Below are 13,060 nucleotides of genomic sequence, written 5' to 3'. Positions count from 1 at the left end.
CGTGTCACGGCGATCTGGACACAGTCCAGCTTTGTCCGAGATGCGGACACCCTTGTCTCGAACTGCGAGACAAGGGTGTCCTTGGTCACATCGGGCGACGCCGCGGTGTCCGTCCAGGTCAGCCGGGGAAAGCTCCAGGCCACGGTCCCGGAGCGCTGACCTCCGGTTCCTCCTCGACCTTGGTGTCGAACAGCTTGAAGCCGCGGCGCTGGTAGTTGCCCATCGCGTGCTCCCCGTCCTTGCTGCAGGTGTGCAGCCAGACCCGCTTCGTCGGGGCCAGTCCCGCCCAGCGGTCGGCGAGGTCCCAGGCCCGGGCGGTGCCGTAGGACAGCAGGTGCCCGCCGATGCGCCGGCCGCGGAACGCCGGCAGCAGCCCGAAGTAGACGATCTCCACGACCGCGTCGTCCTGCGCCTCCAGTTCCACGTACCCGGCGGGCGTGCCCCGGTCGTACGCCACCCACGTCTCCACGCCCGGCCGCTGCAGGTGCTCGCGCCAGCGGGCGTACGACCAGCTCAACCGGTCCGTCCAGCGGATGTCGCCGCCCACCGAGGCGTACAGGAAACGGCTGAACTCCGGGGAGGGCACCTCGGAGCGGACGATCCGCACGTCCCCCTCCGGTGCGGCGGCAGGCAGCAGATCGGTCGGCGCGGTCTGCTCCAGGGACCAGGTGGTCACGGCGATGGTGGTCATGCGGGCCAGAAAACCATCCGGCCTACCGGTCTGTCGATCGGCCCAGCGCCCGCTCGACGGAGGCCAGCGGCAGCGCGAACAGCATCCGTCCGGACTGCGACCACACCTCGCCGCTCTCCTCCCAGTACGACAGCGAACCCGACCGGCCGCTCCAGCAGTGCCGGGTCCCGTCCGTCCCGCACTCCGTCGCCCGGGCCCCGTCCGCGTCCTGACGCCACAGCGTTCCGTGCCCGCCCGGTGAGCCCGCCGCGCGGTCCAGGTACCAGGCCGAGCGGTACGCCAGCACCCCTCGCACATCGGCCGTCTTCGTCTCGTACGCCTCGACCGGCTGGGCGCGTCCCGCCGAGTCGGTGCTGAGCAGACCCGAGCGGGACGGGTCGCGGCTGAGGGCGTAGCGCCACAACCGGGTCGGGCGGTCGCCGTCCGCCGGCACCCACTCGCTCGCGACCAGGCTGTCCGGGGCCGTGCTGCGGTCCAGGGACACGGCGGCCGGACGCGGCGCATCCCCGCCGGGCAGGGTGTAGGAGCCGACGGCGGGCAACACGTACCGGGAGCCGTGCGCCGCCCAGCCGCCCCGCACCCGGCCGACCGCGTCGGCGTCGACGGTGGCGCGCTGGATGCGGTCCAGGTCGTACACGTACAGCGCGTCCCGGTCGCCCTCGCGGGTCGTCACCAGCAGTTTGTCCTGGTACCAGACCATGCCGGACAGAGGGGAGACCAGGCCCCGGTAGTCCCGTCCGCCGTCCACCGGGACGGCCAGCAGGGCCCAGGTGTAGCGCAGCCGCGCGGGGTCGTTCGCGTCGACGAAGGCGACCTTGGCGAGACCCTGCCCGGGATCCGGGCCGTCGAGGGAGCCGCCCTCGGCGCCGCGGCTCCAGCCGGACAGGACCACGCGGTTCCCGGCCCAGTGGCCGTCGTCGTCCGCGTCGCCCGAGGTGGTGACCGCGCCGGGCCGCCAGCCCCGGGTGTCGGAGGCGCCGAAGCAGTAGGCGCGCGTGGCCGCCGGCTCGACCGGCAGGCCGTGCTTCTCGGGGCCCGCGCAGTCCGCCGCGTTCCGCAGCGGCAGGTCGGCGCCCTCCAGCACCGCGCCGACACCGACCGGCCGGCCCATCTTTGACGCGAGCCGGTCCAGCCACGGCCCGGGCACCCGCTGCTCCGCCAGGGGCAGCCGGCCGGTCGAGGCCCCGACCGGCCGCAGGGCCCCGGGGTCGTCGGCGACGGTGGCCTGTGAGGCGCTGATCACGGTGGCCGCGGCGGTGAGCGCGAGGGCCGTCCCGGCCAGGGTCGCGCGCAGCGCCCTTCCCCGCCTGCGCCGCCGGTGTCTGCCGCGATGCTTCATAACGTCCTCCCGAGGCGGACCAACTGCGCCGTGTGATCCGTACGTTGACGGAGGAGCAGGTGGGGTGGCCCGTACCGCGATGCTACGGCAGGGGGAGGGGGTGGCGGACGAAGACCCCGCAAATATGCGAAAGACGCACCCCTCGGGGCGGCCCGGACGCCACGGAGCGTGAACCTCAGGGCGTCACCGCGGAGGGGCGCAGCCGCGCCACCGCCGGAGCGGTCGAGTGCGGCAGCAGATCACCCGGGTCGTCCGGCAGCAGCACCTCGACCTCCGCGCCCTCGGCGAACCGGTACGGCCGGTGCTCCAGGAACGCCCCCAGGTACCGCCGCACCCGGGACATCTCGGCGCGCACCGTCACCGTGCGCTCCGGGTCGCCGAACACGTCGGCGGCCAGCCCCGAGGCGCTGCGGCCGGAGCGGTGGACGGCGAGGAGGCACAGCAACTCGGCGTGCCGCGGGCTCAGTTCCCTGGTCCAGGTGCCCGCACCGCCGGACACCTCCACCGACCAGCGGCGGGGGTGTCTGAGGTCCAGCACGATCCGGGTCCCGCCGTGCGGCAGGGGTTCGTCGGCCGCCGGCCGCAGCAACCAGCCGCCGGCCAGCGGCTCCACCGCGCACAGCCCCAGCGCCGGGAGCCATCTCGAGCCCGCCGACAGCGACTTCGGCAGGGCCACGCGCCGCGTGTACGGCATCCCGCTCACCGCGGCCGTCCAGCCGTCCGCGTCGACGGCCAGGGCGCGGCCGCCGAGCCGGGCCAGCACCGGCGCCGCCACCGCGCGCAGCCGCTCCAGCGACTCCAGGTGCATCTCCCGCAGCCGGGCCTCGGCGAGCTTGGCCACCGAGTCGACCCAGGACAGCGTGGCCGGATGCATCGTCTCCAGCGGCCCGCTGACGTCCACCACGCCCAGCAGCCGGCCGTCCCGCGGATCCGTCAGCGGAGCCCCGGCGCAGGTCCAGCCGGCCTGGGAGCGCACGAAGTGCTCGGAGGCGAAGACCTGGACGGGCCGGCGCACCACCGCCGGAGTGCCCAGACCGTTGGTTCCGACGACGCTTTCCCGCCAGTCCGCGCCCAGTTCGAAGCCGAGCACGTCCGCCCGGCGCAGCACCGGCGGGCTGCCCTCGCGCCACAGCACCCGGCCGTCCTCGTCGGCCACCACCATGATGTGGTGGGCGACGTCGGCCGCGGCCAGCAGGCCCTCCCGCAGCACCGGCAGCACATGGCGCAGCGCCGACGTCTCGCGCCGCCGCTGCACCTCCTCCCGGGACAGCGGGTCGGCCCGCACGTCGCGCTCCGGGTCGACGCCGCCGCGCAGCATGCGCTCCCAGGACTGCTCGATCACGGGGCGCGGCGGCACCGGGACGCGCCGCCCGGACAGCCGGGCGGAACGGACCTCGCTGAGGAGCCGGGCCGCACGCGTGGTGTCCACAGCGGCCAGGTGCGTGACGTCCATACGCGTGCGCCCCCCGAAGTTGAGTTTTTGACCGTCTGTCTCATAGTGCCGTCTGCCCCGGGGGTATGCGCACAGTCCGCACACAGTCACCAGCAAGTTGCAACCCCCTGCAACCCTGGTGGACGGCCCGGCCCTGACCGAGACTTGAGCGGCGCCGTCCCGAGCGGCGTTCAGTGGCTCGAACGGGCCAGTGCGGCGGGGGTGGTGCCGTGTCGGCGCAGCACCACCTCCGCTTCCCGCGCCGGTCAGGACGCCGGGTCGTGTTCCGGCCGGGCCCGCTCCACCACCGCCGCCAGGTCGAGCGTGTGCGGCAGCGTCCCGAAGGCCGCGCCCCCGTCACCGCCCAGCCGGGCCGCGCAGAACGCGTCGGCGACCTGTGGTGGCGCGAACCGGACCAGCAACGACCCCTGGAGCACCAGCGCGAGCCGCTCCGCCAGACGCCGCGCCCGGCCCTCCACGCCCTCCAGGTCGGCCAGTTCGGTCAGCAGGTTCTTGATGGCCCCGTCCAGCCGGTGATCGGCGCCGCGCGCCTGCCCGACCTCCCGCAGATAGGCGTCGAGCGCCCCCGGCTCGCGCCGAAGCGCCCGCAGCACGTCGAGCGCCTGCACGTTGCCCGCGCCCTCCCAGATCGAGTTCAGCGGCGACTCGCGCACCAGCCGGGGCATCCCGGACTCCTCGACGTACCCGTTGCCGCCCAGGCACTCCGCCGCCTCCACCGCGACCGCCGGGCACCGCTTGGTCACCCAGTACTTGGCGGCAGGCACCGCGATCCGCAGCAGGGCCCGCTCGTGCTCGCCGCCGTCGTCGCAGGCCGCCGCCAGCCGCAGCGCCAGCGTCGTGGCCGCCTCCGACTCGATCGCCAGATCGGCGAGGACGTTGCGCATCAGCGGCTTGTCGACGAGCTTCCCGCCGAACGCCTCGCGGTAGGAGCAGTGGTGCACGGCCTGTGCCACCGCCTGCCGCATCAGCCCGGCCGAGCCGAGCACGCAGTCGAGCCGGGTCGCCGCGACCATCTCGAGGATGGTGCGCACCCCGCGCCCCTCCTCGCCCACCCGGCGCGCCCAGGTCCCGTCGAACTCGACCTCCGCCGAGGCGTTCGACCGGTTGCCGAGCTTGTCCTTGAGCCGCTGGATCCGGAACACGTTGCGCGTGCCGTCCCCCAGCACCCGCGGCACCAGGAAGCAGGTCAGCCCCTCCGGGGCCTGCGCCAGCACCAGGAAACCGTCGGACATCGGCGCCGAGCAGAACCACTTGTGCCCGGTCAGCTCGTACGTCCCGGCCTCGGCGAGCGGCCGCGCGGCGGTGGTGTTCGCCCGGACGTCGCTGCCGCCCTGCTTCTCCGTCATGGCCATCCCGAACAGGGCCCCGGCCTTCCGGTCGGCGGGCCGCAGCTCACGGTCGTAGACCATGGACGTCAGCCGCGGCTCCCACTCGGCGGCCAGGTCCGGATCCGCGCGCAGGGCGGGCACGGCCGCGTGCGTCATCGACAGCGGGCAGCCGTTGCCGGCCTCCACCTGCGTCCACACCACGAAGGCGGCGGCCCGGCGCAGATGCCCCGCCGGCCTTCCCCAGGCCGCGGTCAGACCGGCCGAGACGCCCTTGCCGAGCAGCCGGTGCCAGGCCGGGTGGAACTCCACCTCGTCGATCCGGTGGCCGTACCGGTCGTGCGTGCGCAGCCGGGGCGGGTTGTCGTTGGCCTGCGCGCCCCACTCCTGCACCTGGGCCGAGCCGGAGGTCCGCCCGAGGGCCGACAGTTCGCCGAGCACCTCCTGGCGCAGATCCGGCTCCACATGCCGTTCGACCGCGGCGGCCAGGGCCCGGTCCGCGGAGAAGACGTCGTACCCGACCAGCGGCGGGACCTGGTTCGTCACGAGGTGCGTGCTGCCTGCCATGGTGCGAACGTACCCCGCGGTAGCACCTCGGTCACCAGCGGACCCGGCCCGGCCCGCGAAGACCCGGCCTGTGGGTGAGTGGGGCCGGGCGCGACGGATACCGTAAGGGGGTGCAGCCAGCAAGTGAAACCCCCGACACGCCCTCCGGGCGCCTCCACCGGGCGCGGGCCCTCTACCGGAACGTCTCCAAGCGCAGGACCGCCTGGCTGTTGCTCAAGGACACCGTCAACTCCTGCATCGAGTACCGCATCCTGGGTCTGGCGGCCGAGGCCGCCTTCTTCACGCTGCTGTCGGTGCCGCCGCTGCTGCTGAGCATGATCGGGCTGCTCGGCTACGTCGACGCCTGGACCGGCGCCGACACCATCCAGAGCCTGCGCACCAACCTCCTGGAGGCCTCGCGGACGGTGCTGTCCGACCGCGGCGTGCGCGAGATCGCCGAGCCGATCCTGCACGACGTGATGAAGGGCGGCCGGGTCGACGTCATCTCCCTCGGCTTCCTGATCGCGCTGTGGTCGGGCTCCCGCGCGGTGAACGTCTTCATCGACACCATCACCGTGATGTACGGCCTCGACGGCGTCCGGGGCATCGTCAAGACCCGCCTGCTGGCCTTCCTGCTGTTCATCGTGGCCCTGCTGATCGGCTCGGTCGCGCTGCCGCTGATGGTGGCGGGCCCGGACGCGGTGGTGGACATCCTGCCCTGGTCGACGACGGTGGTGCAGGTCCTGTACTGGCCGGTGGTGATACTGCTGTCGATCGCCTTCCTCACCACGCTCTACCACGTGTCCGTGCCGGTGCGCTCCCCGTGGATCGAGGACGTGCCCGGCGCGCTGGTCGCGCTCGGCATGTGGGTGCTGGGCAGCTTCCTGCTGCGGATCTACCTGCAGAACACCGTCGAGGGCGCCACGATCTACGGCTCGCTCGCCGCCGCCGTCGCCGTGCTGCTGTGGATCGGCGTGTCCGCGTTCGCCGTGCTCGTCGGGGCCGCGGTGAACGCCGCCATCGACCGGGTCTGGCCGGCCGCCGCGACGGCCGCGGCCCGCGAGGCCAACGAGCGGCTGCGGCAGGCGCAGGTCGCCGAGTACGTGGCGCGCGCCGCCGCCCGGGGCGAGTCCGACCCGGACATGCCGTCCGAGTTCCCCGAGCGCTGGTCCCGCTTCCTGCCCCCGGAGGACGTCACGGCCCGGCTGCGCACCCAGGTGAGGTCCACGCACGCCAAGAACGGCCAGGGCACCGGGGAGGGGCAGCCGCCCGCCGAGAAGTGACGGGCCGCCGGTCTCGGGTCTTCCAGGTGCCGGCCGGTCTCACGCCTACCAGATGCCGGCCGCCGCCTCCTCCCGCACGAAGTCCGCAAAGTCCCGGGGCGCCCGGCCCAGTACGTCCCGCACCCCGTGCGAGAGGTGGGAGTTGCGGCCGTCGAGGAGGGTGCCGAAGATCCCCGTCAGGGCCTCGGCCTCCAGCGGCGGCACCCCGAAGGCGGCCAGAGACTCCCCGTAGTCCCGTGTCGGGACCGTCCGGTAGGTCAGCGGCCGCCCGGTCGCCGCGGCGATCTCCGCGACCGCCTCGCCGAAGGTCAGCAGCCGCCCGCCGGACAGCGCGAGGGTGCGGCCCACGTACCGGTCCGCGGCCGTCAGCGCGGTCACCACCACGTCCGCGACGTCCCGGACGTCGACGAACGGCTCGCGCACCTCGCCGGCCGGGAACACCAGCTCGCCGCGCTCCCGCAGCTCCGCCGCCAGCGGGCCCTCGCTGAAGTTCTGCGCGAACCACGCGGCCCGCACCACCGTCCAGTCCGCGCCCGAGGCGCGCAGCGCCTCCTCGGTGGGCAGGGCCTGGTCCTCGCCCCGCGCGGACAGCAGCACCAGCCGCCGCACCCCGAGTCCGACCGCCTCCCGCGCGAGCGCCCCGACCGCCTCCGCGGCGCCCGGCGCCCCGACGTCCGAGGGGAGGGCGAGGTAGGCCGCGTCGGCGCCGCGCAGGGCCTGCGCCCAGGTCGAGGCGTCCCACCAGTCGAACCCCGTCGCCCGTGACGCGGCCCGCACGGTCAGCCCGGCGGCCTCGGCGGCCCGCGCCACCCGGCTGCCCGTACGGCCCGAGGCGCCCGTCACCACCAGCGTCACCTCCCGTGCGCTCCCTGCCGTGTTCTGTGCCGCGTCCCGCGCTGTGTTCCGTGCCGTGTTCGTCATGCCGTCGAGTCAACTGCCGTGCGGCGGACGGAACCATCGCTGAACGGCGCGTTCCCATGCGGCCGCGTCTACGCTGGCCGTATGGACGCTCTCGCAGGCCTGCTCGACGGCCCCCGGGCACGGGGCGCGTTCATGATCAGGGCGTGCTTCGACCCGCCCTGGGCGGTACGGGTGGAGGACCGGGCGCCGCTCACCGTGATGCTCGTCGTGCGCGGCGAGGCGTGGGTCCTGCCCGACCGGGGGGCACGCACGCGGCTGCGCGCCGGCGACCTGGCCATCGCCCGCGGCCCCGACCCGTACACCTGCGCCGACGCCCCCGATACGGCACCGCAGGCGCTGATCCTGCCCGGCCAGGAGTGCCGCCACCCCGACGGACGGCCCCTCAACGGCTCGATGGACCTCGGCGTGCGCACCTGGGGCGACCGGCTCGACGGCGGGACCGTCCTGCTGATCGGCACGTATCCGCTGCGGGGCGAGATCGGCGGGCGGCTGCTGGACGCCCTGCCGCCGCTCCTCACGCTGACGCCCGAGGAGTGGGACTGCCCGCTCACGCCGTACCTGTGCCAGGAGATCGTGCGGGACCAGCCCGGCCAGGAGGTCGTCCTGGACCGCCTGCTGGACCTGCTGGTCATCGCCGCGCTGCGGGCCTGGTTCGCCCGACCGCAGGCGGCGGCGCCGGCCTGGTACCGGGCGCTGGCCGACCCGGTCGTCGGCGGGGTGCTGCGCCTGCTCCAGGACGATCCCGCCCACCCGTGGACGGTCGCCAAGCTCGCCGCCAAGGCGGGGGTGTCCCGGGCCGCCCTCGCCCGCCGCTTCACCGGCCTGGTCGGCGAACCGCCGATGACGTACCTCACCGGCTGGCGCCTCGCCCTCGCCGCCGACCGGCTGCGCGAGAGCGACGACACGCTCGACGCGGTGGCCCGCCGGGTGGGGTACGGCAGCGCGTTCGCCCTGTCCACGGCGTTCAAACGGGTCTACGGGGTGAGCCCGGCGGAGTACCGGGGGCGAGTGGGCTAGGCCTGTCGCCGGGACCCGGACCGGACCCGGACGTGTGCCGGGTGGGCCAGGTCCCTGTCGTCCGGCCCGGTGCGCCTCGTAGAGCGTGGGACACGCGGACCGGCGTCCCGTACACCGGCGGCGTAGCCTGGCACCCGTGTATGCGGAGCGTGCGGCGCGGCTCGCCGGGGCGGTCCTGTGGACCAACACCCCGGAGCGGTCCGGGCCGGCTCGGGTGCTGCCGGACGGGTGCATGGACCTGCTGTGGCACGACGGGCGGCTGCTGGTCGCCGGACCGGACACCCGGGCGTACCTCACCGACGGCGAGGGCGGCCCCTGGTCGGGCATCCGCTTCCCCCCGGGCACGGCCCCGGCGCTGCTCGGCGTCCCCGCGCACGAGCTGCGCGACCGCCGGGTGGAACTCACGGACCTGTGGCCGGCCTCCGAGGTGCGGCGACTGACCGCCCGCGTGCGGGCGGCCCCCGACCCCGTGAGCGGCCTGGAGGAACTGGCGCTGCGCCGGGCGGCCGACGCGGAGCCTCCTGACCCGCTGCTGCGGCGGGTCGTCGCCGCCCTCGACGCGGGCCGCCCGGTCGCCGCCACCGCCGACGAACTCGGCGTCGGGGCACGCCGGTTGCACCGGCGCTCCCTGGCCGCCTTCGGCTACGGGCCCAAGACCCTGGCCCGCATCCTGCGGCTGCGCCGCGCCCTCGCGCTGGCCCGGGCCGGCACGCCCTTCGCGGAGACGGCCGCCCGGGCCGGCTACGCCGACCAGGCTCATCTGTCGCGCGACGTACGGGAGCTGGCGGGCGTGCCGCTGAGCGAACTACTCCGCCGCACCGGCTAGCGGGGCGAACAGGTCCACCCCGTTGCCGTCCGGGTCGAGCACCACGGCGTACCGCTGCCCCCAGAAGGCGTCCCAGGGCTTGAGCTCGCCGTGGTACCCGGCGTCCGTCAGCTCCGCGTACAGCGCGTCCACCTCGTCCGGCCCGTCGCACCGCAGGGCCAGCGAGGTCCGGCCCCCGCCCGTCGGCGGCCGCCACCCGGGCAGGAAGGAGCGGACCGTCTCCTCGGTGTCGAGCATCAGCCGCAGCCCGCCGGGCAGCCGGGCCTCGGTGTGCGGCCGCTGCCCGGCGTCCTCCGGGAAGGCGAACCCGAGCCGGCGGTAGAAGGCGACGGAGGCGGCCATGTCGGAGACGACCAGGCCGATGGCATCGAATCGTGCGGTCATGGGCCCACCGTAGGCAGGACCGCGACGGCCCGTCTTGAAGGAAACGGACACCGGCCCGCGCCTGTCCGATCCGTTCAAGACCGCCGCCCCGGCGGCCCCGTAGCGTCGCCGCCATGACGACCACGACACGGCCATCGAGGCACCTGAGCGTCCATGTCGACCGCCCGCTGAACGAGGTCTACGACTACGTCCGCGACCCCGCCAACGTCCCCGCCTGGGCCCCCGGTCTCGCGAGCTCCCTGCACCTGGTGGACGGCCGGTGGGTGGGGGAGTCGCCCATGGGGCGGATCGTGGTGGACTTCACGCCCAGGAACGACTTCGGCGTGCTCGATCACGACGTCACGTTGCCCTCGGGGCACACCGTGCACAACCCGATGCGGGTGATCGCCGACGGGCCCGGCTGCGAGGTGGTGTTCACGCTGCGCCGGCAGCCGTGGATGAGCGACGAGGAGTTCCGCCGCGACGCGGAGGCGGTGTCCGCCGACCTCGCCGCGCTCAGGCGGGTGATGGAAGAGGGGTGAGGCCGGGGCGGCGAAACTTTTCGGTGCCGGAGAACCTGCCGGAGAACCGTCCCGGCCGCCCCCGGATCTCCTCTAGGTTCGGATGCCATGGCACCACGACTGCTCGTCCACACCCGCACCACCGGATACCGGCACGACTCCATCCCGGCCGGTGTCGCCGCCCTGCGCGCCCTCGGCGCCTTCGAGGTCCACGCCACCGAGGACCCGGCGGCCCTGGAACAGCCCCTGGACGGCTACGCGGCCGTCGTCTTCCTCTCCACCAGCGGCGACATCCTCACCCCGGCCGGGCGGGAGCGGCTCGCCGCGTACGTGGAGTCGGGCGGCGGCTTCGTCGGCGTGCACGCGGCGGCCTGCACGGAGTACGGCTGGCCGTACTACGGCGAGCTGCTGGGCACCTGGTTCGACCGGCACCCGCGCCACCAGCCCGGCCAGGCCCTCGTCGAGGACCACGACCACCCGGCGACCCGGCACCTGCCCGCCGTCTGGGACTTCACCGACGAGTGGTACGACTTCCGCACCAACCCGCGCGGCACGGTCCGCGTCCTGGTCACCGCCGACGAGTCCTCCTACGAGGGCGGCGGCATGGGCGAGGACCACCCCCTGGTCTGGTGCCGTGACCACGGCCGCGGCCGGGTCTTCTACACGGCCCTGGGGCACGCCCCGGAGGCCTACGAGGACCCCGCCTTCCGGGCGCACCTGCTGGGCGGCGTCTCCTGGGCGGCCGCACTGCCCCTGCCCTGAGGAGCGCGCCCCGCCTCCGGTGGCCGCCGGAGCATGCCGCCCGTCCCCCGCCCGTCCCACGCCCGTCCCCCGGCGACCCGCCCCGGGCCGGGGCCGGCGGCGGAGCTCAGTCGGCGTCCGGCACCGTGGGGCGGACCGCCACCGCGTCGACCTCGAACAGCATCCCCGGCAGGGCCAGCGCGGCTACCCCGCTCAGGGTCTGTGCCGGGAGCCGGTCGCCGAAGCGGGCGTGCAGGGCCTTGCCGAGCACCTCCAGCCTGCCGGGGTCGTGGTCCACGACGAACGTGCCGAGCCGGACGACGTGTTCGTAGCCCAGCCCCACCCCCTCCAGCGCCGACCGCAGCCGGTCGAAGGCCAGGTCCACCTGTGCCGCGAAGTCCCCCGGCACGGGCGCGCCGGTGGCGTCGGAGGCGTACTGGCCGGCGATGAACACGGTCTCGCCGGGGGCCGAGACGGCGTGGCTGTATCCGAACGGGGTGGGGTCGTGGAGCGTGGCCGGATTGGTGATCGTGCGCGAGTCGCGCGTCATGACCGGGCAGTCCTTTCCGCCGAGCGCGGCCACCGCTTCGGCGGCGGCCCTGTCCTTCCTGCCAACTCCTCGCGGCGGCAGGCGCATTCCGCGTACGGCGAGCTCTCGGCGCCCCCGTGTCAGGATGCCTGCCGTGCGCTGCGGGGGAGGGGGTCCTATCGCCGCGTCCCGGGCGCTGCCGTGCTCGCTCGTTCCACCAGGCGCGTCGACAGCTCCGTCCGGGTGCTCTCCGGGCGGTGTCCGTCCATCATGCGCAGCAGCGACCGCAGGGCCGTCGCGGCCATCTCCGACAGCGGCTGGCGGACCGTGGTCAGCGCCGGGGAGGCCCAGCGCGCCTCGGGCAGGTCGTCGAAGCCGACCACGCTCACATCGTCCGGGACCCGCAACCCCCGTTCGGTCAGGGCCTCGTAGACCCCGAGGGCCATCCGGTCCGAGCACACGAACACGGCCGTCGGCGGCTCGGGCAGGTCGAGGAGTTCCAGCATGCGGCGCCGGGCCTGGCCCTCGTCGAACCCGGCGTGCCGGACGTACTCGGAGCGCTGCCGGACCCCGGCCGACGCGAGCGCCGAGCGGTAGCCGGCGACCCGGGCGCTGCTGCACATCGTGCGCCGGGATCCCGCGACCACGGCGATCCGCTCGTGCCCCAGCGAGAGCAGGTGCCCGGTCGCCGTCACACCGCCCTGCCAGTTCGCCGCCCCCACCGACACCACACCCTCCGGCGGCTCCTGCACCGGGTCGATCATCACGAACGGGATGCGGTGCTGCTCCAGCCAGGCGTACTGAGAGGCGCTCAGCTCGGCCAGGTTGAACAGCACCCCGGAGGAGCCCCGCGCGACCAGCTTGTCCAGCCAGCCCCGCTCGGGGCGCCCGGCCCGGGAGCGGGTCAGCGCCGCCGACACCACGACCTCCAGGCCCGCGTCGTGCGCCGCCTCCTCCGCCCCGTGCAGCACGGCGCCCGACCAGGAGCTCTCCAGTGAGTGCACGACCAGGTCGACGAGCCGGGGCGCCTTCGTCGCGTCGAAGCGGGGTCTGCGCACGTAACCGAGCCGGTCCAGCGCCTCGGTGACGCGGCGACGGGTCTCGGGCGCGACGTCCTCGCGGCCGTTGACCACCTTCGAGGCGGTCGGCACCGAGACCCCCGCCTCGCGGGCCACGACCGCCAGCGTCGGACCGGCCGCCGCGCTCGCACTCGCCGTACGCACCATCGGGAACCCACCTCTCCGGCCCGCCCGAGGGCCGTGGAAAGTTTCGACCAGCGCTGCCCGCCGCGGCTCGGCTCCGACCCGGCAGAAAGCGCTTCCTAATGTAGGTGCGGCGCAGGACGGCGGGAAGACAGATGAATTCACGGCCTCGCGCCGGGCAAAACTTTCGAAACCCCGAACAACCCCCGCACCCGGGCGTACAAGTCGGCCGGAACCCGGCGAAGTCCGTGCCGGAAACGGGCGTCGGTCGCGTCGGCCGTCACCCCCGGCGCCACCGGTCCC

General features: G+C 74.7%; 13 protein-coding genes. 5 read left to right on the top strand and 8 right to left on the bottom strand.

Going from position 1 to position 13,060, the window contains the following annotated elements:
* Positions 1–118 precede the first annotated feature (118 nt).
* The 4 genes from RIN80_RS07035 to RIN80_RS07020 all read right to left on the bottom strand — a co-directional run bounded on the left by RIN80_RS07035 (position 119) and on the right by RIN80_RS07020 (position 5,375).
* Positions 119–691: a GNAT family N-acetyltransferase gene (locus RIN80_RS07035; RefSeq protein WP_309094629.1), complete on the bottom strand. Its 573-nt coding sequence runs from the start codon at positions 689–691 to the stop codon at positions 119–121.
* A gap of 22 nt (positions 692–713) precedes the next feature.
* Positions 714–2,030, bottom strand: coding sequence for a hypothetical protein (locus tag RIN80_RS07030; RefSeq protein ID WP_309094628.1), 1,317 nt, complete (start codon positions 2,028–2,030; stop codon positions 714–716).
* Positions 2,031–2,205: 175 nt separating this feature from the next.
* On the bottom strand, positions 2,206–3,483 hold the full coding sequence (locus tag RIN80_RS07025; RefSeq protein WP_309094627.1) for a GAF domain-containing protein: 1,278 nt from the start codon (positions 3,481–3,483) through the stop codon (positions 2,206–2,208).
* 245 nt (positions 3,484–3,728) lie between these two features.
* Positions 3,729–5,375 (bottom strand): acyl-CoA dehydrogenase family protein, encoded by a 1,647-nt coding sequence (locus RIN80_RS07020; protein WP_309094626.1) that lies wholly within the window; start codon positions 5,373–5,375, stop codon positions 3,729–3,731.
* A 110-nt stretch (positions 5,376–5,485) separates the two neighbouring features.
* On the opposite strand from RIN80_RS07020, the gene RIN80_RS07015 reads away from it, so the two are divergent.
* Positions 5,486–6,637: a YihY/virulence factor BrkB family protein gene (locus RIN80_RS07015; RefSeq protein ID WP_309094625.1), complete on the top strand. Its 1,152-nt coding sequence runs from the start codon at positions 5,486–5,488 to the stop codon at positions 6,635–6,637.
* Between the two features lie 45 nt (positions 6,638–6,682).
* Here the strand turns inward: RIN80_RS07015 and RIN80_RS07010 are convergent, their stop codons facing one another.
* The gene (locus RIN80_RS07010; RefSeq protein WP_309094624.1) at positions 6,683–7,558 is read right to left on the bottom strand and encodes an NAD(P)H-binding protein; all 876 of its coding nucleotides are present in this window, start codon (positions 7,556–7,558) and stop codon (positions 6,683–6,685) included.
* Between the two features lie 81 nt (positions 7,559–7,639).
* Here RIN80_RS07010 and RIN80_RS07005 point away from each other — a divergent pair, with 81 nt between their 5' ends.
* Both RIN80_RS07005 and RIN80_RS07000 read left to right on the top strand, forming a co-directional pair.
* Entirely contained in the window at positions 7,640–8,575 is a 936-nt protein-coding gene (locus RIN80_RS07005; RefSeq protein WP_309094623.1) for an AraC family transcriptional regulator, read from the top strand.
* A 136-nt stretch (positions 8,576–8,711) separates the two neighbouring features.
* Positions 8,712–9,401, top strand: a complete 690-nt coding sequence (locus RIN80_RS07000; protein ID WP_309094622.1) for a helix-turn-helix domain-containing protein — start codon at positions 8,712–8,714, stop codon at positions 9,399–9,401.
* Here the strand turns inward: RIN80_RS07000 and RIN80_RS06995 are convergent.
* Positions 9,381–9,785: a VOC family protein gene (locus tag RIN80_RS06995; protein ID WP_309094621.1), complete on the bottom strand. Its 405-nt coding sequence runs from the start codon at positions 9,783–9,785 to the stop codon at positions 9,381–9,383. The two genes, RIN80_RS07000 and RIN80_RS06995, sit on opposite strands and share 21 nt — an antisense overlap.
* A 113-nt stretch (positions 9,786–9,898) precedes the next feature.
* On the opposite strand from RIN80_RS06995, the gene RIN80_RS06990 reads away from it, so the two are divergent.
* Positions 9,899–10,306 carry an SRPBCC family protein gene (locus tag RIN80_RS06990; RefSeq protein ID WP_309094620.1) on the top strand — a complete coding sequence of 136 codons (408 nt, stop codon included), beginning with the start codon at positions 9,899–9,901 and terminating at the stop codon, positions 10,304–10,306.
* An 87-nt stretch (positions 10,307–10,393) separates the two neighbouring features.
* The gene (locus RIN80_RS06985) at positions 10,394–11,047 is read left to right on the top strand and encodes a ThuA domain-containing protein (RefSeq protein WP_309094619.1); all 654 of its coding nucleotides are present in this window, start codon (positions 10,394–10,396) and stop codon (positions 11,045–11,047) included.
* 106 nt (positions 11,048–11,153) lie between these two features.
* Here RIN80_RS06985 and RIN80_RS06980 read toward each other — a convergent pair whose 3' ends face one another.
* Positions 11,154–11,576 carry a Rid family hydrolase gene (locus RIN80_RS06980; RefSeq protein WP_309094618.1) on the bottom strand — a complete coding sequence of 141 codons (423 nt, stop codon included), beginning with the start codon at positions 11,574–11,576 and terminating at the stop codon, positions 11,154–11,156.
* Positions 11,577–11,731: 155 nt separating this feature from the next.
* Positions 11,732–12,781, bottom strand: coding sequence for a substrate-binding domain-containing protein (locus RIN80_RS06975; RefSeq protein ID WP_309094617.1), 1,050 nt, complete (start codon positions 12,779–12,781; stop codon positions 11,732–11,734).
* Positions 12,782–13,060: the final 279 nt, after the last annotated feature.

Source organism: Streptomyces sp. (assembly GCF_031181705.1).
In the GTDB taxonomy this organism is placed as follows: domain Bacteria; phylum Actinomycetota; class Actinomycetes; order Streptomycetales; family Streptomycetaceae; genus Streptomyces.
Note: the sequence above shows the minus strand (reverse complement) of the source record. Positions and strands in the feature narration are given on the sequence as shown.